The 20,612-nt window shown below is 72.5% G+C and carries 19 protein-coding genes; 3 read left to right on the plus strand and 16 right to left on the minus strand.

Going from position 1 to position 20,612, the window contains the following annotated elements; all coding sequences use genetic code 11:
* Positions 1-44 precede the first annotated feature (44 nt).
* Positions 45-959 (plus strand): LysR family transcriptional regulator, encoded by a 915-nt coding sequence (locus AC2EAQ_RS06010; RefSeq protein ID WP_484640916.1) that lies wholly within the window; start codon positions 45-47, stop codon positions 957-959.
* Between the two features lie 235 nt (positions 960-1,194).
* Here AC2EAQ_RS06010 and AC2EAQ_RS06015 read toward each other — a convergent pair whose 3' ends face one another.
* Positions 1,195-2,238: a hypothetical protein gene (locus AC2EAQ_RS06015; RefSeq protein WP_484640917.1), complete on the minus strand. Its 1,044-nt coding sequence runs from the start codon at positions 2,236-2,238 to the stop codon at positions 1,195-1,197.
* 334 nt (positions 2,239-2,572) lie between these two features.
* Here AC2EAQ_RS06015 and AC2EAQ_RS06020 point away from each other — a divergent pair, with 334 nt between their 5' ends.
* Both AC2EAQ_RS06020 and AC2EAQ_RS06025 read left to right on the plus strand, forming a co-directional pair.
* Positions 2,573-4,006: a PAS domain-containing protein gene (locus AC2EAQ_RS06020; RefSeq protein WP_484640918.1), complete on the plus strand. Its 1,434-nt coding sequence runs from the start codon at positions 2,573-2,575 to the stop codon at positions 4,004-4,006.
* 8 nt (positions 4,007-4,014) lie between these two features.
* Entirely contained in the window at positions 4,015-6,165 is a 2,151-nt protein-coding gene (locus AC2EAQ_RS06025; protein ID WP_484640919.1) for a GAF domain-containing protein, read from the plus strand.
* A gap of 39 nt (positions 6,166-6,204) precedes the next feature.
* On the opposite strand, the gene AC2EAQ_RS06030 is transcribed toward AC2EAQ_RS06025, so the two are convergent.
* From AC2EAQ_RS06030 to AC2EAQ_RS06100, 15 genes are all read right to left on the minus strand, one after another.
* Positions 6,205-6,849, minus strand: coding sequence for a biliverdin-producing heme oxygenase (locus AC2EAQ_RS06030; protein WP_484640920.1), 645 nt, complete (start codon positions 6,847-6,849; stop codon positions 6,205-6,207).
* A 67-nt stretch (positions 6,850-6,916) separates the two neighbouring features.
* Positions 6,917-7,813: a carotenoid 1,2-hydratase family protein gene (locus AC2EAQ_RS06035; RefSeq protein WP_510166855.1), complete on the minus strand. Its 897-nt coding sequence runs from the start codon at positions 7,811-7,813 to the stop codon at positions 6,917-6,919.
* Complete coding sequence (gene crtD / locus AC2EAQ_RS06040) at positions 7,786-9,372, minus strand: 1-hydroxycarotenoid 3,4-desaturase CrtD (protein WP_484640922.1); 1,587 nt, start codon at positions 9,370-9,372, stop codon at positions 7,786-7,788. The genes AC2EAQ_RS06035 and crtD overlap by 28 nt, the downstream gene beginning before the upstream one ends.
* Positions 9,353-10,171 carry a spheroidene monooxygenase gene (locus AC2EAQ_RS06045; protein WP_484640923.1) on the minus strand — a complete coding sequence of 273 codons (819 nt, stop codon included), beginning with the start codon at positions 10,169-10,171 and terminating at the stop codon, positions 9,353-9,355. The genes crtD and AC2EAQ_RS06045 overlap by 20 nt, the downstream gene beginning before the upstream one ends.
* Positions 10,172-10,200: 29 nt before the next feature.
* Positions 10,201-11,562 carry a photosynthetic reaction center cytochrome PufC gene (gene pufC, locus AC2EAQ_RS06050; RefSeq protein WP_484640924.1) on the minus strand — a complete coding sequence of 454 codons (1,362 nt, stop codon included), beginning with the start codon at positions 11,560-11,562 and terminating at the stop codon, positions 10,201-10,203.
* On the minus strand, positions 11,559-12,533 hold the full coding sequence (gene pufM, locus AC2EAQ_RS06055; protein WP_484640925.1) for a photosynthetic reaction center subunit M: 975 nt from the start codon (positions 12,531-12,533) through the stop codon (positions 11,559-11,561). The genes pufC and pufM overlap by 4 nt, the downstream gene beginning before the upstream one ends.
* Positions 12,534-12,546: 13 nt before the next feature.
* On the minus strand, positions 12,547-13,371 hold the full coding sequence (pufL, locus tag AC2EAQ_RS06060) for a photosynthetic reaction center subunit L (protein WP_484640926.1): 825 nt from the start codon (positions 13,369-13,371) through the stop codon (positions 12,547-12,549).
* Between the two features lie 103 nt (positions 13,372-13,474).
* Complete coding sequence (gene pufA / locus AC2EAQ_RS06065) at positions 13,475-13,654, minus strand: light-harvesting antenna LH1, alpha subunit (protein WP_484640927.1); 180 nt, start codon at positions 13,652-13,654, stop codon at positions 13,475-13,477.
* Between the two features lie 11 nt (positions 13,655-13,665).
* Entirely contained in the window at positions 13,666-13,902 is a 237-nt protein-coding gene (locus AC2EAQ_RS06070; protein WP_484640928.1) for a hypothetical protein, read from the minus strand.
* 25 nt (positions 13,903-13,927) lie between these two features.
* On the minus strand, positions 13,928-14,074 hold the full coding sequence (pufB, locus tag AC2EAQ_RS06075; RefSeq protein ID WP_484640929.1) for a light-harvesting antenna LH1, beta subunit: 147 nt from the start codon (positions 14,072-14,074) through the stop codon (positions 13,928-13,930).
* Between the two features lie 111 nt (positions 14,075-14,185).
* Complete coding sequence (bchZ, locus tag AC2EAQ_RS06080) at positions 14,186-15,649, minus strand: chlorophyllide a reductase subunit Z (protein ID WP_484640930.1); 1,464 nt, start codon at positions 15,647-15,649, stop codon at positions 14,186-14,188.
* 118 nt (positions 15,650-15,767) lie between these two features.
* Entirely contained in the window at positions 15,768-17,303 is a 1,536-nt protein-coding gene (bchY, locus tag AC2EAQ_RS06085) for a chlorophyllide a reductase subunit Y (RefSeq protein ID WP_484640931.1), read from the minus strand.
* A gap of 4 nt (positions 17,304-17,307) precedes the next feature.
* Entirely contained in the window at positions 17,308-18,321 is a 1,014-nt protein-coding gene (locus tag AC2EAQ_RS06090) for a chlorophyllide a reductase iron protein subunit X (protein WP_484640932.1), read from the minus strand.
* On the minus strand, positions 18,318-19,277 hold the full coding sequence (gene bchC / locus AC2EAQ_RS06095) for a chlorophyll synthesis pathway protein BchC (protein WP_484640933.1): 960 nt from the start codon (positions 19,275-19,277) through the stop codon (positions 18,318-18,320). Before bchC ends, AC2EAQ_RS06090 begins: the two co-directional genes overlap by 4 nt.
* Before the next feature lie 188 nt (positions 19,278-19,465).
* On the minus strand, positions 19,466-20,611 hold the full coding sequence (locus AC2EAQ_RS06100) for a methyltransferase (protein ID WP_484640934.1): 1,146 nt from the start codon (positions 20,609-20,611) through the stop codon (positions 19,466-19,468).
* Position 20,612 lies beyond the last annotated feature (1 nt).

The raw sequence follows: 20,612 nt of genomic DNA on the forward strand, positions 1-20,612 counted from the left end.
CAGCATTCAGACTTGCCGAAATAGGCAATTCGGAGGTCCCCGCGATGAACCCCGCCAGCGTCCGACTCTTCCTCGAAGTGGCCGAGGCTGGCAGCCTGAGCAAGGTGGCCGCGCGGCGCCAGACCGTGCAGTCCCACATCAGCCGCCAGATCACCGACTTCGAGGCCGGCTTCGGCGGCCGGCTGTTCCGCCGCACCGGCCGGGGGGTCGAGCTGACCGAACTGGGCGCGCGGGCCGCGGCGCGCCTGAGGCCGTGGCTGCAGGAGACCGAGCACCTCGCGCAGGAGCTTCGCAGCGCCACCGGACGTCTGTCGGGGCCGGTGCGCCTGGGCATCATCCCGTCGGCGGCGCATCCGCTCGTCACGCGTCTGTTTGAGCGGCTGCAGGCTGAGCATCCGGGCATCCGCCTCGACGTGGCCGAGTCGCAGGGCGCCGAGCTGGACGCCATGCTCGACAGCGGCGCGGTCGATCTGGCGGTGCTGTTCCGCTACCAGCGGCCGAGTGGCCGCGAGGAGCGGGCGCTGTGCGTGGCCGACACCTATCTCGTGTCGGCGCCCGGCGACGAACTCACGCGCGGGCCGACGCTGGAGTTCTCGCGCCTGGCCGGCCTGCGGCTCGTGCTGCCGCGGCGGCCGAGCCACTGGCGCCAGGCCCTCGACGAGACGTCGCGCAGCCTGGGGTTCCATCTCGAGCCGGTGGCCGAGGCCGACTCGCTGACGGTGCAGAAGGAACTGGTGGCCCATGGCCGCGGCCTGTACTCGGTGCTCGGGCCGTACTCCTTCGCTGCCGAACTGCGCGACGGCCGGCTGCAGGCCAGCCGCCTGGTGCGGCCGGCCCTGCAGCGCCATGTCACGCTGGCGTTCCCCAGGCAGGGCAAGCTGTCGCCCGCCTGCAAGGCCGTCGCGGCCGGCATCGAGGCCCTGGTGGCGGCCTGGGGCCAGCAGCTCACCGAACCCTGAAGCGAGCGGCGCCAGCCGGCGCCCGCACCAGGCAACTTGCGCGGGGTACTGTATGCCTATACAGTTGTCGCCTTGCCTCAGGAGACACGCCATGTACCCGTCGCTGCGCCAGCACTACCAGCCCCGCTCGGACCGCCTTCCCGGCTGGCTGCGCCGCCTGTGGGCCTGGTGCTGATCGCTGCGTCGCCGCGCCCGCGGTAGCGCGGCACGTCCGGCGGCGCGTCCGCGCCGCGGGTTAGGACGCGATCTCGACGGCGACGCCGGTCCAGATGTCGCCGCCGCCGGACCAGGTCATGTCGGCCGTGGTGTCGGCCGCCGGCTTGTACTGGACGAACAGCGCCCGGTCGCCGAACGGCTCGACCCCGGGCCGCGCCAGTTCGATGAAGCCGCTGCCCACCGTGGGCGTCGCGCTGGTCACCCCGCCGCCGAAGGCCGCGAAGGTGCTGTGGGACGCGCTGGCGAACGGCGCACCGAAGGTCACGAGGCAGCTCTGCACCAGGCCCAGGCCGCCCCCGCGAGCCACCTGCACGATCGCGCCCGAGCCGTTGGTGCCGCTGCGGTTGATGCTGGTGCCGGACTGCTCGATCGACCACCGGTTGAAGAACTGCGCCTGCCCGCCGAAGCTGATCACATGGGCCTGCGTCGAGTCGGTCGCGGCCATGCGCCGGAAGATCGACACCCGGTTGATGTCGCCGGTGACATGCGTGGCCACCAGCGCCCAGCCTGCCACGGTGGGCACCTGCGGCAGGGTCGCGACGTTCACCACCGTCAGCAGCGCCAGGCGGTTGGCCAGGAGCGTCACCGATGCCGTGGATTGCTGCGTCACGCCGTCGGCGCCCTTGCCGCTGGCGACGTGGGTGAAGGTCGGGTTGGTTCCCGACGAGGTCGTCGCCGTGTAGGTGACGCCCGCCGGATTGGTCAGCCCGCGGTCATTGGTGACGCCGATGGAGCGGGCGCCGGCCGTGGTCGGCGTGTAGGTGAAGGAAGCGGACGGCGCGGCCGCCGTCAAAGTCACCGTGGTCGGGGCGAACGTGCCGCCCCCGACGCTGCTGGCCGGCGTCACCACGATCGGCGCAGCCACGGGCCCCGACACGGACACCGCAAAGCTCGCCGAGGCCGCACCCACCAGCCCCGAGTCCGGGCCGCTCAGGCTCAAGGTGGTGGGAGTGCCACCACCGCCGCCACCACCGTCGCTGCTGCCACCGCCACCACCACCGCAGGCGCTCAACAGCACACTGCCCGAAAAGACGCACCACTCGCGCCGGCTGGTCAACGCCATGAATTCCGTTCCTATGCCTGCGGGACACCGGCCGGGCCTGCGCGCTGCCGGGAACCAGGTCCCGCCACCGCGCAGGACGCCACGTCGCGGCTTCGTCCCCAGCGCCGGATGTTCGCCGAAGGACGGAAAGCCGTCGTTTCGAAAGGTGTAGCCGCGCGCCGCGCCATGGCGCGGCGAGTGCGGGCCCGGGTCTACAATCCCTTGCCCCTCGCCTTTCAGGCCCGCGCCGCGAGCGCGCTGCCCGAGGCAGGGCATCAGGGCACCGCCCGTCGCGAAGGCGACGACGGACATGTCGTGAACCGAAAGGCAGAGCTTCCTCGCGTTCGCTGGTCCGATGACACCCGACACCCCTCCCCCGCCGCCCGACCTGGGTGCGCTGTCGCCGCTGGCCCATGAGGTCGCGCAGACGATGGCACGCGTGGCCAGCGACATCGCGCTCGTGATCGACGCGCAGGGCGTGATCCGCAACGTCGCCGAGGGCCGCTCGGCGCTGCAGGCCGGCTGCACCGACTGGGTCGGCCGGCGCTGGGTCGACACCGTCACGGCCGACACGCGGCCCAAGATCGAGCTGCTGCTCGACGAGCTGCAGGCCACCGGCGTGACGCAGCGGCGCGAGGTCAATCACCCCGCGCTGGACGGCGACGCCGTGCCCGTGGCCTGGACGGCGATCCGTCTCGGCGAAGGCGGCCCCGTGGTGGCCGTCGGGCGCGACCTGCGCGCCGTGGCAGCGATCCAGCGCCGCTACCTCGACGCGCAGCACGAGATCGAGCTCGACTACTGGCAGCGCCGCCACGCGGACAGCCGCTACCAGCTGCTGTTCCAGGTGGCCAGCGACGCCGTGCTCACGCTGGACGCCGCCACGCTCGAGATCATCGAGGCCAACGAGGCGACGCGCGGCATGCTCGGCGACAGCGACGCGCCGATGGGCGGTCGCCGCCTGGCCGACCTGCTGCATGCGTCGGCGCGCGCGGCGGTCACCGAACTGCTGATCACGGCCCGCACCAGCGACCGGCCCTGCGAGATCCGGCTGCGCCTGGTCGAGCAGGGGCCGGCGTGGGACCTCGCCGCCACGCCGTTTCGCGTCGGCGATCGCCACCAGCTGCTGCTGCGCGCGCGGCGCCACGACGAGGAAGGCGTCGCACCGGACCTGTTGCGTTCGCTGGTCGAGTCCACGCCCGACGCGCTGGCGATCACCGACGCGTCCGGCCACGTGGTGCTGGCCAATCCGGCGTTCGTCTCGCTGGTGCAGGGCGGTACCGAATCGCGCATCAAGGGCCGCCTGCTCACCGAGGTGGTCGACGACCGCGACGGTCGCTGGCGCGACCTGATCGCGCGCACGCGGCTGCACGGTCTGTGCCCGCGCTGCCCGCTGGTGGTCACCCCGGGCGGCCTGAGTCTCGCGGTGGAGGTGTCCTCCACGCTGCTGGCCGACGGCGACCAGGAACGGCTGGGCTTCACGCTGCGCACGGCCGAGCCTGCCGCGGCCCCGGCCGACAGCGGCGCGCTCGAGGGCTGGCCCGGCCTGTGGGCGCTGCGAGCCCAGGTGGGCCTGGTGCCGCTGGCCACGCTGGTGCGCGACGCCTCGGACGCCGCCGAGCGCCAGTTCATCCACACCGCGCTGCGTCTGGCGGGAGGGCAGGTGCAGGCCGCCGCACGCATGCTTCAAATGGAACCGCAGGCACTGTCCGCACGGATGCGCAGCCTGCAGATCGGGTCGCAGGGCCTCGACGACGACGTCGGGACGCCGCCGCGCTCCAGTTTCAACTGAGGACCGCCATGGACGTCGTGCCGGCGCCAGGCGCCGTCAACCTGACGAACTGCGAACTCGAGCCGATCCACCTGATCGGTGCCGTGCAGCCGCATGGCCTGCTGCTGGTCGCGCGCGAAGCCGACGGCCTGGTGATCCAGTGCAGCCGCAATGCCGCGGCCCTGCTCGACATGCCGCCGGACTCGCTGCTGGACCAGCCCCTGTCCGCGCTCGGCGGCGACCTCGCCGACCGCGTGGCGCACCTCGCGCGCGAGCATGCGCTGGACGAGCCCGAGGCCCTGCAGTGCGTGGTGGGGCCGCGCGCCGAGCGCCGCCGCTTCGAGGGCGCGGTGCACCGGGTGCCGCCGGGCCTGCTGGTGGTGGAGCTCGAGCCGCTGGACCTGTCGCCGGGACCCGCAGGCGCCACGGACCTCGCCCCGGCGGTAATCGCTGCGACGCTGTCGCAGGCGGTGCAGCGCTTCTCGTCCGCACCGTCGGTGGGCACGCTGGCCGACGCCGTGGTGCAGGCCCTGCGCGACCTCACCGGCTACGACCGCGTGATGGTCTACCGCTTCGACCCGGACGGCCACGGCAAGGTGATCGCCGAGTCGCGCCATCCGCGCCTGGCGCCGTTCCTGGGGCATCACTACCCGGCGAGCGACATCCCGCAGCGCGCACGCGCGCTGTACCTGCGCAACCGCGTGCGCATGCTGGTGGACGTGGACCACGTGCCGCAGGCGCTGGAGCCGCCGCTGCTGCGGCCGTCCGGCGACCACCTCGACATGTCGCAGTGCTCGCTGCGCTGCATGTCGCCGATCCACCTGCAGTACCTGCGCAACATGGGCGTCACCGCGTCGTTCTCGGCGTCGCTGGTGCGCGAAGGCCAGCTCTGGGGCCTCGTGGCGGCGCACCATCACGCGCCGCGCTACCTGCGGCGCACCGTGCGCGCCGCCGCGGAGCTGCTGGCCGAGGTGGCCTCCACCCGCATCACCGCGATCGAGAACTACGCCCACGCGCAGGTGGCGCTGATGGTGCGGCGGCTGGAGCAGCGGCTGGTCGAGGCCACGTCCACCGAAGGCGAGTGGCGCTACGCCATCTTCCGCAATCCGCGCACGCTGCTGCAGCCGCTGGAAGCCACCGGCGCGGCGCTGTTCCACGACGGCGAGGTGCTGACCACCGGCGAGGTGCCGTCCACGCCGCAGTTGCAGGCGCTGCTGGCCTGGGTGCAGGGCCGCTGCACCGACGAGCCGATGGCCTGCTCGTCGGTCGGCAAGGCCGAACCCGCGCTGGAGGGGCTGACCGCCACCGCCAGCGGCGTGCTCGCGGTGCGCCTGTCGACCACGCGCCCGGACTTCCTGATGTGGTTCCGCAAGGAACAGCTGCTCACGGTGACCTGGGCCGGCGACCCGAACAAGGCCGCCCACGGCGACAACCCGCTGGAGCTGTCGCCGCGCCAGTCGTTCGACGCCTGGTCGGAGATCGTGCGCGGCACCGCCGTGCCGTGGTCGTCCACCGAGGTGGCGCTGGCCCGCGCCATCGGCGTGGCACTGGTGGACATCATCGTGCAGGTGCAGGCGGTGCGCCTGCTGATCGCGGAGCACCAGCTGCGCCAGGTGCGCAACGTGGTGGCCGGCGCGCGCGAGCCGGTGCTGGTGGCCGACGTCGACGGCCGGGTCATCTTCGCCAACGACGCCTGCCAGGCCCTGATCGGGCGGGCCGTGCCGGCCGGTGCCACGGTGGCCGCGCACTTCACGCAGGCCGACCTCGTGCAACGCGCGCTGGACGGCCTGCGCCAGGCGCCGCACCCCTGGCGGCACGACGTCGACCTGATCGACGCGGCTGGCGCCGGCGTGCCGGTGAACCTGCGTGCCGAGGTCGTGAGCGGCCGCGACGGCATGCGCCTGGGCTACATCCTCGGGCTGACCGACCTGCGCGAGGCGCGCCGTGCCGACGCGGCGCGGGCGCACCTCGAAGCCTCGCTGCGTCAGGCCGCGCGCGTGTCGGACCCTCAGGCCGACGACGTGGTGTCGGCGATCCTCACCAATGCCAGCCTCGCAGCGATGGACATCACCGACGCGCGTGGCGGCCCGCCGGTGGCGCCGCTGCTCAAGGAGCTGGAAGATTCCACGCGCCGCGCCGCGGCGCTGTACCAGCAGATCCGCCGGTTCACCTCGACGTGACGCCCCCGCCGCCGCTTCGCGGCGGCCGCTGCAGGGGCGTCAGTCGGCGGCGGGCGCCGGGTACAGATCGTCGAGCTGCTCGAACAGACGGCAGTGCGCCTCGAAGGCCCATTGCGCTTCGGCGAGCACGTCATCGGCCTGGGCGGGCGTGAGCGGCACGCTGCCCAGCCAGGCGCGAACGGCGTCGCGCAGCTGCTGCACGCGCTCGGGCGGGCCGAACCGGTAGAAGCGCGTGCCCACGCTGCCGGGCAGCCGGTACAGCTCGCTGACCAGCCGCTGCAGCACCTGCCCGCCATGCAGGTCGCCCAGGTAGCGCACATAGGCATGGGCCACCAGGCGGTGCGGCGCCGCCGCGCCGGCATGACCCACGCGCGCCACGTAGTCGAGCGTGGCGGGCACCGGCACGGTGGGCGCTTCGGCCAGGTCGCGCAGGTCGGCGTCGAGCGCCTCGGCCCGGCCCAGAGGGCCCAGGGACCGGGCCTCGGGCCAGCGCGCCAGGGCCGGCTCCAGCGCCGCATACAGCGCCTGCAGGTTGCCCAGCAGGGCCGCATAGCCGGCCCGGTCGAGGCGCCGGCCGAGCAGCTGCGCCATCACGCCGCTGCGCTCGGCCCGCCGGTGCAGCGACTGCGTGGCCTGCCGCAGGCGCTGCGGCAGGTCGGGTTGCGGTGCGGGGCGGTCGGACAAGGTGGCGTGGCCGCGCCGGAAACCCTCCCGCGCGGGCGGTCCATGCTAACCGCAGCGCCGTGCCGGCTCAGGCGCGGCGCGGCATCCGGAACGGCAGCAGCGTCTGCACCCAGGGCCGCGCCAGGCGGCGCACGTCCAGTGTCTCGTGCACCGCGTGCTCGCGCCGCTGCCCGTCCAGGCTCAGGTCGAGCAGCGAGCGCGCGTAGAACGGCGTGTCCTCCAGCGTGCGCAGCACGCGCGGCGGGCCGTCGGCAGCGCCGGGCTCGCCCTGCGCGGCGCAGACCTGACGGTCCACGCGCCACCAGGTCGTGCGCGGCAGGGGCTGGCGCGACGGCGCGACGAGCGCCTGCACCGGCCCGCCCGGCGCGAAGCGCTGCGCCAGCACGCGCGCGGCCCCCTGGCGCGGCTCGACGTCGTAGACCACCGTGGTGCTGCCGTCGGGCGACGCGGTGCGCAGCCAGTCCCAGCGCGTGAAGCCCTGCTCGATCGGCTCGTCGCCCTCGTTGCTGTCGAAGTAGGCCATGCCGGACCATCGCAGCGACGGTGTGTGCAGATCGACGTGGATGCGCGCGCAAGGCGCAATCGGCTGCCAGCGATGGCGGCCGGCGTCGTCGAGCGCGAAGGCCCGCGCCGGCAGGCCCTGCGGCACCAGGCTCAGGTGGCCGAGCACCGCACGCGGCAGCGGCACGGCCGTCTCGTCGAGGGCCAGGTCGAGCGAGCGGCCGGTCCACAGCAGGCGGCTCGGACCGACGGCGAACAGTCGCGGCTCGCGATGCACGTGGCGCTGCGAGCGCTCGGTCATGGTCCAGCGGTGCAGCCCGGGGCCGTATAGGCACACGTTGACCGCGCAGTGCTCGGCGGGGTCGGTGTCCGGGTTGGCACGCAAAGCGCGCCGGTAGTAGGGCGAGAAGACGCTGCCGACGAAGGCGATGACGGTCAGGGCGTGGCGGCCGTCGTCGCTGATCGCATCGACGTACCACCAGCGATACGCACCCGGCGCGAGCGGCTGATCGAATCGAGGCTGGCCATCAGCGTCGCAGCAGCCAGTCGGCCCGACATCGCCGCCATCGGCACCCCCGGCCCCGGATGCGCGCTGCCCCCCGCGAGGTACAGGCCCGGCAGGGCCGTCGCCGCCCCGGGCCGGCGGAACAGCGCCATCCAGCCGTGCGTCGCCGGCCCGTACAGCGCTCCGCCCGAGCCCGGGTACAGGCGATGGAAGTCCACCGGCGTGCGCAGGAGCACCTGGCGTGCGTCCTGGATCGACAGCTGCAGGCCGCACTGGCGCAGCAGCGCGAGGCTGCGGTGTTCGCATGGATCGGTCTCCGTGGCATCGAAGGGGCGGCGGTCGCCGTCGGCCGGCGCGTTGACCAGCGCCAGCAGGCGTTCGCGGCCCGCGGGCGCGTGGCCGTCGTGCAGGCGGTCCTGCGCGCACAGGTACACCGTGCCCTGCCGCGGCAGGCGTCGCTGCACGAACACGTCGTCGAACTCGCTGGCGTAGTCGTCGTCGAAGAAGACGTTGTGGCGCGCCAGCTCGAAGCCCTGCGTCTGCGCGTGAATGGCCCAGGTGGCGGCCGACAGCGAGCGCTGCCCGGGCTGCAGCGGCGAGCCCGCCGCGGCGCGCGCGGGCTCGCCCAGCAGGCCCTGCGCCAGCGCATCGGCGTCGCCGTTGAACACCACCGAGTCGGCCGGCACGAACTCGCCGCCGGCCAGGCGCACGCCGCTGGCGCGCCCGCGCGCCTGCTCGATGCGCGCCACCGTGCTGCAGCAGCGCAGCTCGACGCCGCGCTGCACGGCCAGCGCCGCCAGCCGCTGCGCCAGCGTGTGCATGCCGCCGTCGATCGACCACACGCCGTCCATCTCCACATGCGCCACCAGCATCAGCGTGGCCGGCGCCTGCCAGGGCGAGGCGCCGCAGTAGGTGGCATAGCGGGCGAACAGCTGGCGCAGGCGCGCGTCGTGGAAGTGGCGTCCGAGCGTGCGCCACAGCGACGCGAACGGGCCCAGCGCGGCCAGCGCGCGCAGCCCCGACGGGCCCAGGTCCGCCACCATCTGCGTGAAGCTCGGCCGCGCCGAGCGGATGTGCGGCTCTTCGAGCCGGCGGTAGACGCGCCGGGCCTCGTCGCAGAACGCGACGAAGCGGCGCCCCTCGGCCGGCGACGCGAAGCGCGCGATCGCGTCGGCCGAGCGCGCCATGTCGGCATGCAGGTCCAGCCGCTCGTCGTGCCCGCGCCAGGCATGGCGTGCCAGCACCGACAGCGGCCGCAGCGTCACCAGGTCGTCGAGCGACGCGCCCACGTCGGCCAGGATCTCGTCGAAGACCCAGCGCATCGTGAACACCGTGGGTCCGGCGTCGATCGACACGCCGTCCACCGGCACCGCGCGCATCTTGCCGCCGGGTTCGGCGCCGGCCTCGAGCAGCGTGACGCGCACGCCGCGCGCGGCGAGCTGCAGCGCGCAGACGAGGCCGCCGATGCCGGCCCCGACGACGACCACGCGGTGCGCGTCAGCCGAAGTGCCGGCCATGCCAGGTGCCCTCGACCGCGATCGGCACCAGCCGCACGAACATCGATTCGCTGAACCAATGGCGTCCCACGGCGTAGGCGCTGGCCTGCCGGTGCGCACCGCGGCGCGCGAAGGCCTCCATCGCCGCCGCGTCGTCCCACAGGCTGAAGGTGGCCTGGCGCAGCAGCGGTGCCTCGCCGAGCCCCACCGCGAGGCGGCAGCCGACGGCGGCATCGAGCGCCGCCTGCGCTGCCGGCGTGTGGCGCCAGAACGCGCGCGCGTGCCGCCACCGGATCGATGCGCGTGTCAGCGACGCGATGGGCTGCCCCGGCGCCAACGGCGCTGCGGTCACGGCCAGCGAGTGGCCGCCCCAGCTGCCGCGCGACGCGCTGGCACGGCACAGCATCAGCAGGCTCTCTTCGGCATGCGCACGCCGCGCCTGCAGCGCCGGCGAGCCGCGGGCGAAGTCGAAGGCGCTGGCTTCGTCGGCGAAGAAGGCCGCCACGCCCTGGCGGTCGAATCCGGGCGCGAGGCCGAAGCCGCCCTGGTGGCCGCTGCCGAGCACGCGCGCGAAGCGCAGGCCCGGGGCGCGACCGAGTGCGCGCGGGCCGAGCACCAGGCGCGACAGGCCCCAGGCGGTGGCGCCGGCGCGCCAGCGATCCAGCTGCAGCAGCAGCACCTCGCTGGCCGGCGCGTCGGCGCTCGGGGGCGGTCGGCGCGCGGCCGCATCGGCAAAGCGGGCCGGGCCGGCGGCATCGACCGGCGCGGCGGCGGCATCGGCGTCACCGGCCGTGCGGTGCACCAGAGGCAGGGCAGCCATGCGGCTCACCTCCGGTGCCCGGCCAGGCCCTAGCGGACCGTGACCTCCACGCGTCGGGCCACCGGGTCCTCGCCGGCCACGTTGGCCTCGGTCTGCTGCGGCTTGTCGAGCTTGACGCGCGACTCGGCGATGCCGGCGGCCAGCAGGGCGTCGCGCACGGTGAAGGCGCGCTGCTTGGCCAGCTCGTGGTTGGCCGCCACGGTGCCGGCGGCGGAGTGATAGCCGGAGATGGTGGCCACCGTCCGCTTCTGCGCGCTCATCGTCGCCACGAGCCGGTCCAGTGCCTTGGCCTGCTCGCCGTCGAGCACCGGCGAGCCGACGCCGAAGTACAGCACCGAGCGCATGGCTTCGGCCACCGGCGGCGGCAGGGCCGCGGCCATCGCCGACGCGGCCGTCGGCACCAAGCCGGGCCAGTCCTTGGCCATCGCCAGGCCGCCGAGGGGCTTGTTGACGCCCTGGTGGCAGCTGGCGCAGTTGACCTTGGCCACGTCGCCCGTGGGGCCGAGCCGCGACGCCGGGAAGGTCTTGGTCAGCGGCTCGAGGTAGGCGTTGTTCAGGTCGCGCGCCATGTTGATGCCGTGCCACGCCGTCACGCGCTTGTCGGTCCAGATCGCGAACGACTGCGTGTTGTGGCAGAAGGTGCAGTTCACGCCCAGCGACTTGCTGATGTGGTTCATCAGGCTGTAGGTGAACTCGGCCTGCTTGATCGACGTGCGGTGCTCGTCCGTCGGCAGGGCCTGCGTGCCGGCCACGCGGATCGGCTCCTTGCCGCTGAGGAACGGGGTGAACGGGTCGTAGGGCAGCGAGGCCAGCGCGATCGACGGCTCGGCCTTGTTCTGGCCGGCGTCGTAGCCCATGCCGGAACCGACGCGGTTGTACTTCGGCGTGAGCGGCGCGAAGCTCACCTGCGCCGGCACCGGCTTGCCGCGGTGGCAGGTGTAGCAGGTGACGCCGGTCTGGCCCACGTGCTGGGTCCAGTCGGCGTTGAGATGGCGCGTCATCTCGATCATGCGGCGCGCCACCACCTTGGTGTAGAGGGCGTCGTCGGCGAAGTTGGCACCGTGGCAGTAGGTGCAGCCCTGCTCGGGCGCCACCCATTGCGTCATCGCCACCATGTGGCGCGTGAATTCGCCCACCGACAGGTCGCCCAGCACCTTGACGTTCTGGTACACGTCCCTGGCCTTGGGCCCGTCGTTGGGGCCGGGCGGCGGCAGGTCGGGCACCGGCGGCAGTGCGGCCTTCTGCGCGGCCACGATGCGCGGGTTGTCCACCTGCACCATGCCCGTGCCGCGATAGCCCTGCTGCTGGCTCTGCATCGGCGGGCGCTCGCCGCAGCCGGCCACGAGGGCCGCGCTGGCGAGGGCCACGACCGCGAGGAAGATGCGCTTCATGGCTTGGCTCCTTGCACCACGGCAGACGGGTCTGCCACCACCGGCACGGCGGGGTACGGCGTGGCGAAGTCGTGCTTGACGGCCCACAGGTACCAGTTGTCCACCACGGTGCCGGTGAGCAGGATGCCGATGCCACCGCACAGCGGGCACAGCACCGCGAACCACCAGGCCCAGCGGTGGATCGACTCCATCGTCGCGTTGAAGCCCATGGTCCAGCGCCAGAACAGCGCGGCGCGCTCGCTGGCGGTGCCGCGGTCGACGATCTGGTCGATCTCGCGGTCGCCGCCGTAGCGGCTGACGGCCAGGATGGTGGCGCCGTGCATCGCGAACAGCAGCGCCGACCCGTACAGGAAAGCGATGCTCAGCGCGTGGAACGGGTTGTAGAACAGGTTGCCGTAGCGCAGCGAGAACGCCGCGGTCCAGTCCAGGTGCGGGAAGATGCCGAACGGCACCGCCTCGCCCCAGGAGCCCATCAGCACCGGGCGGATGAAGCCCAGCACCAGGAACAGCCAGATCGCCGCGGCGAAGGCCCAGGCCACGTGCGTGCCCAGGCCCAGCTCGCGCGCGCGGCGGTAGGTGCGCGCCCACCACAGCAGGATCGACGCGGTGAGCAGCCCGCCCGCCAGCAGCCACCATCCGCCCTGGTTCATCGGCGGGAAGTGCAGGCCGTAGCCGGGCGGCGGCGGCTCGAGCGCCAGCCATGGCAGCTGCCGGATGAACTCCACCGGGTTCCAGTTCACCGACGCCAGCATGTTGAAGCCGATGATGTTGATCGCCAGCGTGCCCAGGATCAGCGAGGCGATGCCCAGGCCGCCCAGGTACACCGGACCCACCTGCGCATTGCCGAGCAGGCCGAGCAGGTACCAGAGCCGGGGCTGCCCGGTGCGCGGGCTGTTGCCCGCGGGCAGCTCGATGCCGTGGTGGACCGGGCCGACGGCCTGGACGCGCGTGAAGAGGTTCTGATACTCCATGGTCGCGGCCTCCCTACTTCCAGATCGGCAGCGCGAGCCACCAGTTCCACCACTCGGGCCAGCCGCGTGTCCAGAACGGCCCGCTGATCACGATGCACACGGCACTGAAGAACACCGCGGCCAGCGCCAGGAACAGGCCCAGCCGGTGGATGCCCAGCGTGCCCACCGAGTAGCCGATCAGGTCGCGGAAGAAGGTGTCCTCGTGGTCCGGCGTCTTGACGGTGCGGCCGGCGCCCGGATTGGTCGACGACAGGATCAGTCCCCCGTGCATCGACAGCGCCAGCGCCGTCGTGAAGAAGAACGTGATCGCCAGCATGTGCGCCGGGTTGTAGTGGAAGTGCAGGTACTGGTAGCCGACGTTGGACACCCAGTCCAGGTGGCTGAAGATGCCGTACGGGAAGCCGTGGCCCCAGGCGCCCAGCAGCACCGGCCGGATCACCACCAGCGTCACGTAGGCGAAGATCGCCATGCCGAAGGCGAAGGGCACGTGCAGGCCCATGCCGAGCTTGCGCGCGATCTCGATCTCGCGAAGCATCCAGCTGCCGAAGGCGCCGATCGCGCACACGGTGACGACCTGCCAGATGCCGCCTTCCTTGAGCGGCGCCAGCGCCAGCCCGTACTTGAGGTCGGGCGGCGCGATGTTGATCTGCCACGGGTTCCACGTGGGGCCGAGGGCGGCGCCGTAGAGGATCATCGCCGTGCCGACGAAGGTGAAGAAGACCGTGGTCACGCCGAAGAAACCGACGTAGAACGGGCCGACCCAGAAGTCGAAAAGGTCACCGCCGACGAGCGTGCCGCCGCGTACCCTGTACTTGCGTTCGAAACTCAGCATCGCCATGGCCGGTTCCTCTTTCGATTCGATGGAGAGGACGGAGCGCGGTCTTCGCCTTGCGGGCTCGTACCGTGCCCCGCCATCCGTTTGTGCCTTGACGGCCCAGGAATCACTTCTTGGGCATCGCGGCGTTCTGCTTCAGCGTCTGGTTTGCGCTTGGGCCATCCAGCCAGTTGAAGGTGGGCGTCGAAAGCAAGATGAGATGAATCATCGCCGCCAACCCAAACAGGAAGATGCCTTGCGCAACCATGGCGCGAAGCGGGTCGTACAACTTCCAGATACGCCACATAACGTGACCTCCTATTGAAGATGCGACATGAAGGTATAGACAGCCGCCTTCACGCCCCCGGTCACCGACTTGACTCCTTCGGCACCGGGCAACCAGGACCGCCATTGCATGCCCAGCGTCTGGCCCACCAGAGCGATGGCCAGGAACACCACGAACGCCGTGGCGAAGATGAGAAGAAAGACTTTGCGTTCGTCCGCCCTCGTCACCGCCGCCGGCGGCATCACGTGTCGATCTGCAGGTATTGCCATGACAGTCCTCGCTTCTATGCGGTTGCTACAACCAGGGCCGCCAGATCCAGACCAGGATGTGCGCCACCACGGCAACCGCCGTGAAGCCCACGAACCCCTGGGTCCAGTACTGGTGGAACTCCTGGGCCTCTTCGTCGGTCAGGCCCGAAACCGAGCCCCTACGTTCAGCCATGTGAACCACTCCTTTTTCCGAAATCGACCTTGCGGCCTTTTTTGCGCACAACCCGCGCAATGTGGGTAGCCGGAGCGGAAGCCCCGGCGTCTTGGGGCAGGCGGCGCGCGCTCATGCGTCGGCCTCCTGCGGCAGTCCGGCCACGCGGGCCATCAGTTCGCGCGTCACGCGCGCGGCACCCGCCTCGCGGGCCAGGGCCTCGGCGCGGTCGCGCAGCCGCTTGGCGGTGGAGATCTGCACCAGCACCGGCTCGCGCTGCACCGCCTCGGCCAGCAGCGACTCGGCGGGCGCGTCCCAGGGCAGCGGCGCCTCGCGCTGGCGCGCCGGCGTGGCGTCCACGCGGTCGAGCTCGGTGCCCAGGGGCAGCACGTGGAACAGCGCGTCGAACAGCGCGTTGCAGAACTCCTGCACGAGGTAGGTCGCGCCGGCGTAGCCCATGAAGGGCGTGCCGGTGGCACGGCGGATCACCGCGCCGGGGAACGACGCCGGGATGTAGGTCGGCCGCGGGCCGAAGCCGGCGCCCGCGCTCTCGGCGAGGTACATGCGCTCGTTGTAGGAGCCGAACATCACCAGCGGCGGCTGCTCGTGGCAGAGCTTTCGCACCGCGTCGTTGTCGGTCTTGGCGCCCGGCTTGCGCGGCACCGCGAAGCGGCACGGCAGGCCCAGCTCGTCCTCGAGGAAGTGACGGATGCCGCGGGTGTAGGTCTCGTTGGCGACCACGGCGAAGGTGGCGGTGCCGAAGAAGTCCTGCGTCACCGAGCGCCACAGGTCCCACAGCGGCTTGATCGTGGTGTGCTTCTCGCGCTCGATGAAGGGTTCCGGGTCGAGCCCGGTCAGGCGGCCCAGCTCGCGCAGGAAGGCGGTGGTGCTGTGCAGGCCGATCGGCGCCTGCAGGTAGGGCCGGTCGAGCGCCTCGCACAGCATGCGGCCGAACTCGCGGTACAGGCAGATGTTGACGTCGGCTTCCACCAGGCGCGACACGTCGGCGAGGTGGCTGCCGAGCGGGAACACCATGTTCACGTCGCAGCCGATGCCCTGGACCAGGCGGCGGATCTCGGCCAGGTCGCTCGGGCCGTTGAACATGCCGTAGCTCGGGCCGATGATGTTCACGCGCGGCCGCTCGCCATCCTTGCGCTCGCGCTTGGGCACGTGGCGCAGGCCGTACTGCTGCCACAGCCAGTACATCGCGCGGTTGGCGCACTGCCACTGGTCCTCGTCGATCGTGCGCGGCAGGAAGCGCTGGATCGACGTGCCCTCCGGCGTGACGCCGCCGCCGATCATCTCGGCGATGGAACCCGTGACCACCACCGCGGGCAGGTCCGGGTCGAGCGCCGCATGGGCACGCTTCATCGCGCCCTCGGTGCCCTCGCGGCCGAGCTGCTCCTCGGCCAGGCCGGTGACGACGATGGGCAGCTCGTGCGGCGGCAGCGCGTCGGTGTAGTGCAGCACGCTGGTCACCGGCAGGTTCTCGCAGCCCACCGGCCCGTCGATCACCACCTGCAGGCCCTTGATCGCGGTGAAGACGTACACCGCGCCCCAGTAGCCGCCCGCACGGTCATGGTCTAGAACGAGCATCGGCGCTCCCCCACCCCGAGCCACGCAACCCAGCTTCCCGCCGCGGACCCGGCTTGGCCGGTCCGCAGGCGGACGGCCCCCTCGGGGGGCAGCGACCGGAGCAAGCGTGGGGGCTGCTTCAAATCATTTCCTCGGCCTTGCGGCGCTTGGCCAGCTTCTCGAGCTGGCGCCGCGTCTCGGCACGGAACTCGGGACGCATCTGCGGCGTGCCTTCCCAGACGCCGGCACGGTCGCCCTTGCCGGTGTCGCCGAAGAACTCGCTCATCGTGTCGAAGCGCGCCTTGTTGGCGATGGCCGCGTTGACCACCTGCGCCAGCGAGCCGGCACCGGCCGGCCCCATCAGCGGGCGCGCGGAGATCAGGTTGGTGAAGTACAGCGCCGGGATCGAGGCCTGCTTGGCCGCCTGCACCACCGGCGTCGTGCCGACGGCCAGGTCGGGCTGGAACTCGTGCACGGCGGCGAGATCCTGCTCGAGCGACGCGCGGTACTGCACGTGCACGCCGCGCGACTCGAGCCACTCGCGGTCGGCGTCGCTCCACGGGGTGCGCGGGCAGGCGGTGCCCACGTAGCGCAGGTCGGCGCCGGACTCGACCAGCAACCGGCCGACCAGCAGTTCCGAGCCCTCGTAGCCCGACAGCGTGATGCGCCCGCGCACCGGCGTCTTCGCCAGCGCGCCGGCGATCGCCGGCAGCCATTGGTTCTTGGCGGCGTCGATCTGCGCCTGGCTCACGTTCATCGCGTTGCCGATGGCCTGCAGCCAGGCCTCGGTGCCCTCGCGGCCGACCGGCGCCGAGCCCACCACGGGGCGGCCGGCGGCCTCGAACTCGCGGATGCTCGCGGTGTAGAAGGGATGGATCGCCGCGACCACGCTGCCGTCGAGCGCGGCGTACAGCTCGCGCCACTCGCGCGTGGGCACCACGGGCCCGGCGGCCAGGCCCATCGGCGCCAGCATCATGCCGACGCCCACCGGGTCGGCGGGGAACATCTCGCCCAGCAGCGTGACGGTGGGCCTGTCGGCGCGGCCGCTGCGCGGGGCGGCCACCGGGCCGGCCTCGGCCTCGGCGCGGGCGTAGCGCAGCATGGCGCCGGCCAGCACGTCCTTGGCCTCGGCATGGGTGGGTACGCCGAAGCCCGGCACGTCGATGCCAACGATGCGCACGCCGTTGATCTCGCGCGGCAGCAGCTGCAGCGGCACGCCGCTGGCGGTGGGCACGCACAGGTTGATGATGACGATGGCATCGAACTGCGCCGGGTCGGCCTGGGCGTAGACCGCCTCGCGGATGTCCTCGAACAGCTTGCCGGTGACCAGGGTCTCGCTGTTGAAGGGCACGTAGCCGACGCTGCGGCGCGCGCCGTAGAAGTGGCTGGTGAACGTGAGGCCGTAGACGCAGCAGGCCGAGCCGGACAGGATCGTCTGTGTGCGTCGCATGCGCAGGCCCACGCGCAGCGAGCCGAAGGCCGGGCACATGCTCTGCGGCTGGTCGTGCGGGCCCTTCGGGTAGTCGGCCGCGTACCGGGCCAGCGTCTCGCTCTTGCCGGCCGCGCGCGCGGCCGCGTGCATCGCGTCCTTGCCGGAGTGGCAGCCCAGGCCGTCGCCGGTGGCGGCGGCGGGCACCGCCAGCGGCACGATCGGAATGACGGGCGACGTGCTCATGGGCTCAGGCCGCGTCGTAGACCACTTCGAGCGAGGGCTTGACCACCTCGGCCTTGCCCACCATGTCGAACAGGGTCGCGGGTTCCATCTGGAAGTCGCGCCCGGTGGACTCGGCGGAGAACAGGCCCAGCAGCTGGTCCTGCGTCTGCGGCCGTGGCCGCACCGGCGGCGCCTCGGCCACGTTGGTGGCAAGCTGCTCGAACAGCGGCGCCCACTGCGTGCCGGGGCGGCCGATGATCTCGTAACTGGCGCTCTTGCGGCGGATGTCCTCGTGCGCCGGGATCGCCGCCAGCACCGGGATGCCGGCATTGGCCGCGAAGGCCGCGGCCTCGCCGGTGCCGTCGTCCTTGTTGATCACCATGCCGGCCACGCCGACGTTGCCGCCGAGCTTGCGGAAGTACTCGACCGCGCTGCACACGTTGTTGGCCACGTACAGGCTCTGCAGGTCGTTGCTGCCCACGACGATGACCTTCTGGCACATGTCGCGCGCAATCGGCAGGCCGAAGCCGCCGCAGACCACGTCGCCCAGGAAGTCGAGCAGCACGTAGTCGAAGCCCCAGTCGTGGAAGCCGAGCTTCTCCAGCGTCTCGAAGCCGTGGATGATCCCGCGCCCGCCGCAGCCGCGGCCGACCTCGGGGCCGCCGAGTTCCATCGCGTAGACGCCGTCGCGCTTGAAGCACACGTCGCCGATCTGCACCGCGTCGCCGGCGAGCTTCTTGCGCGAGCTGGTCTCGATGATGGTCGGGCAGGCCTTGCCGCCGAACAGCAGGCTGGTCGTGTCGCTCTTCGGGTCGCAGCCGATCAGCAGCACCTTCTTGCCCTGCTGCGCCATCATGTAGCTGAGGTTGGCCAGCGTGAAGCTCTTGCCGATGCCGCCCTTGCCGTAGATCGCGATGATCTGCGTCGTCTTGGTCACCGCGCCGGTGGGCACCGGGTCGGGCTCGACCGCGGCCTCGGCGCGCAGCTGCTCGCGCTGCATGAACTTGACCGGTGCGACGGCGGGGATCGTGTGCGTCATGCTCTGCCTCTCCAGTCGAGCACCATCTTGAGACAGTCGCTGTCCCCGAAGGCGGTGCGGTAGGCACGCTCGGCGTCGCTCGCCTCGGCGTGATGGGTGATGAGACCGTCCAGCGGCAGGAAGCCGCTCTCGGCCAGCTCGCGCACGGCCAGCATGTCGGCCGGCTTCCACTCGGCGGCGGCGCGGATCTGCGCCTCGCGCATGAACGCGGGCGGGAACGAGAACTGCAGCGGCTCGCTGTAGAAGCCCGCCAGCACGATCTCGCCGCCGGGGGCCAGGCGGGCGATCAGGCGGTCGAGGATCGACGCGTCGCCCGACACGTCGTAGATGGAGCGGTAGTCGCGGCGCTCGTCGGCGTCCGGATGCACCACGCGGTAGCCCTGGGCGCCGCCACGGCGCTCGGCGCAGGTGTCCCACACCGTGGGCGCCGGGTACTCGGCCAGCACCGTCATGCGCGCCAGCAGGCGGCCCAGCACGCCGTGGCCGACGATCAGGTCCGGCGGCACGATCGGCTCGCGGCGGCCGCCGCCGGCCACCGCGTGATAGGCCGTGGCCGCCAGCGCCAGCAGCACCGCACGCTCGCCCAGTTCTTCGCTCACCGTCACGGCCTTGGCACCGGGCACCACCAGGCGGGAGGCCGCGCCGCCGAACAGGCCGCGCACCTCGCCGAAGCAGCGCGCGCCGGGCACGAACACGCGCTCGCCGACCCGGTGACCCGACTCGCGGCCGGCCTGGCGCACACGACCGACCGACTCGTAGCCGGGCACCAGCGGGTAGCCCATGCCGGGGAACATCGGCATGCGGCCGGTGTAGAGCAGCTTCTCGGTGCCGGTGGAGATGCCGCTCCATTCCACGTCGACCACCACGTCGTCGTCGCCGGGACCGGCCATGTCCAGGTCGTGCAGCGCCAGCTTCTCGGGCTGCTCCAGCACGACCGCTCGGGTGCTGATGTTCATGGGCGCGACTCCTTGGGCGCGCCCGCGGCTCGGTGGGAAGGGAGGGGGCGTCGACCGTTCATGCATTGCCTGTGTGGGCGAATGTCATCGTAGGCTTACTTTGATTGGTGTCAAGCGTGATTTACGCTTTTCGGGCCCGGCGGCCCGCCGGACGGGGGCCGGACGGCACCCCACGCACGGGTAAACACTCAGGCCGCACGCGCAACGATCAACCCGGCCTGCAGCGGCAGCGCCGTGCGGCGCTCGCGGACGTGGTCGAAGCCGGCCTCGCGCAGCATCGCGCCCAGCCGCGCCGCGCTGCGCGAGCGCCCGCCGCCCATGGCCAGCAGGTACATGCCGAAGTAGGCAGCGCCCATCCGCTGGGCGCCCTCGGCACCGGCCATCGGCTCGGCCAGCAGCAGCGTGCCGCCGGCCGGCAGGGCGCGCCGCGCCGCGCGCAGGATGGCCTGCGCCGTGGCGTCGTCATGGTCGTAGATGACGCGCACCAGCGACACCACGTCGGCCCCCTGGGGCAGCGCGTCGCGGTGGAAGTCGCCCCCCACCGCCTGCGCGCGTTGCGCGAGGCCGAGCCGCGCGAAGCGGGCCCGGGCGGCGTCGGCCACCCTGGGCAGGTCGAACACCACCGCCTCCAGGCCGGGGGCGCGCACCAGCGCCTCGGACGCGAACACGCCCTCCCCGCCCCCCAGGTCGAGCAGGCGCCGATGGCGGCCGATCGGGTAGGCGTCGAGCACCTGCCCGGCCACCAGCGGCTGCGTCGCCGACATCAGCGCCGAGTACGGCGCGGTGCGCTGCGTGTCGAGCGCCGCCGGCGCGTCGCCCGCGGCATAGGCCCAGTAGCCGGCGACCGCGCCGCTGCCACGCCCTTCGCGCAGCAGCGCCACCGGGTCGCCCAGGTCGGCATACAGCGTGCGGTGGTGCTCCACCATGGCCGTCAGCGCCTCGTTGCCGACCATCGTGGCTCCCAGCGGGCCCAGGCCGTAGAGCAGGCGGCCCTCGGCGTCGTGCCCGCGCGCCTGGGCGAGGTCGAGCGCGGCCGCGGCCTCCAGCAGGCGCTGTGCCGACGCGACCGGCAGGTGCGCCTCGGCCGCCAGACGGTCCGCATGCAGCGGCGCTTCGGCCAGGCGGTCGAACAGCCGGAGCTCGACGCAGGCGAGCAGCCACTGCGTGTAGACGAAGCCGGCGACCAGGTCGAACAGTTCGCTGGCCCGTTGCCTGGCCAGCGGCCGGGTGGCGACGAAGCGGCTGGCGAACTCGCGAAAGCGCGGGCTGGCGAGCCAGCGATCACGCTGGGCGAACCAGCGTTCGCGCCAGGCGGGCAGGACGCCGGCGGCCATG

Source organism: Aquabacterium sp. T101, from assembly GCF_057219775.1.

Bases quoted from the DNA above. Each gene is read 5' to 3' on its own strand.
- pufM (WP_484640925.1), bottom strand. From the start codon at position 12,533: ATGGAGTATCAGAACCTCTTCACGCGCGTCCAGGCCGTCGGCCCGGTC.
- AC2EAQ_RS06015 (WP_484640917.1), bottom strand. From the start codon at position 2,238: ATGGCGTTGACCAGCCGGCGCGAGTGGTGCGTCTTTTCGGGCAGTGTG.
- AC2EAQ_RS06025 (WP_484640919.1), top strand. From the start codon at position 4,015: ATGGACGTCGTGCCGGCGCCAGGCGCCGTCAACCTGACGAACTGCGAA.
- AC2EAQ_RS06010 (WP_484640916.1), top strand. From the start codon at position 45: ATGAACCCCGCCAGCGTCCGACTCTTCCTCGAAGTGGCCGAGGCTGGC.
- crtD (WP_484640922.1), bottom strand. From the start codon at position 9,372: ATGGCCGGCACTTCGGCTGACGCGCACCGCGTGGTCGTCGTCGGGGCC.
- AC2EAQ_RS06045 (WP_484640923.1), bottom strand. From the start codon at position 10,171: ATGGCTGCCCTGCCTCTGGTGCACCGCACGGCCGGTGACGCCGATGCC.
- pufB (WP_484640929.1), bottom strand. From the start codon at position 14,074: ATGGCTGAACGTAGGGGCTCGGTTTCGGGCCTGACCGACGAAGAGGCC.
- bchZ (WP_484640930.1), bottom strand. From the start codon at position 15,649: ATGCTCGTTCTAGACCATGACCGTGCGGGCGGCTACTGGGGCGCGGTG.
- AC2EAQ_RS06090 (WP_484640932.1), bottom strand. From the start codon at position 18,321: ATGACGCACACGATCCCCGCCGTCGCACCGGTCAAGTTCATGCAGCGC.
- bchC (WP_484640933.1), bottom strand. From the start codon at position 19,277: ATGAACATCAGCACCCGAGCGGTCGTGCTGGAGCAGCCCGAGAAGCTG.
- AC2EAQ_RS06020 (WP_484640918.1), top strand. From the start codon at position 2,573: ATGACACCCGACACCCCTCCCCCGCCGCCCGACCTGGGTGCGCTGTCG.
- pufL (WP_484640926.1), bottom strand. From the start codon at position 13,371: ATGGCGATGCTGAGTTTCGAACGCAAGTACAGGGTACGCGGCGGCACG.
- pufC (WP_484640924.1), bottom strand. From the start codon at position 11,562: ATGAAGCGCATCTTCCTCGCGGTCGTGGCCCTCGCCAGCGCGGCCCTC.
- AC2EAQ_RS06070 (WP_484640928.1), bottom strand. From the start codon at position 13,902: ATGGCAATACCTGCAGATCGACACGTGATGCCGCCGGCGGCGGTGACG.
- pufA (WP_484640927.1), bottom strand. From the start codon at position 13,654: ATGTGGCGTATCTGGAAGTTGTACGACCCGCTTCGCGCCATGGTTGCG.
- AC2EAQ_RS06100 (WP_484640934.1), bottom strand. From the start codon at position 20,611: ATGGCCGCCGGCGTCCTGCCCGCCTGGCGCGAACGCTGGTTCGCCCAG.
- bchY (WP_484640931.1), bottom strand. From the start codon at position 17,303: ATGAGCACGTCGCCCGTCATTCCGATCGTGCCGCTGGCGGTGCCCGCC.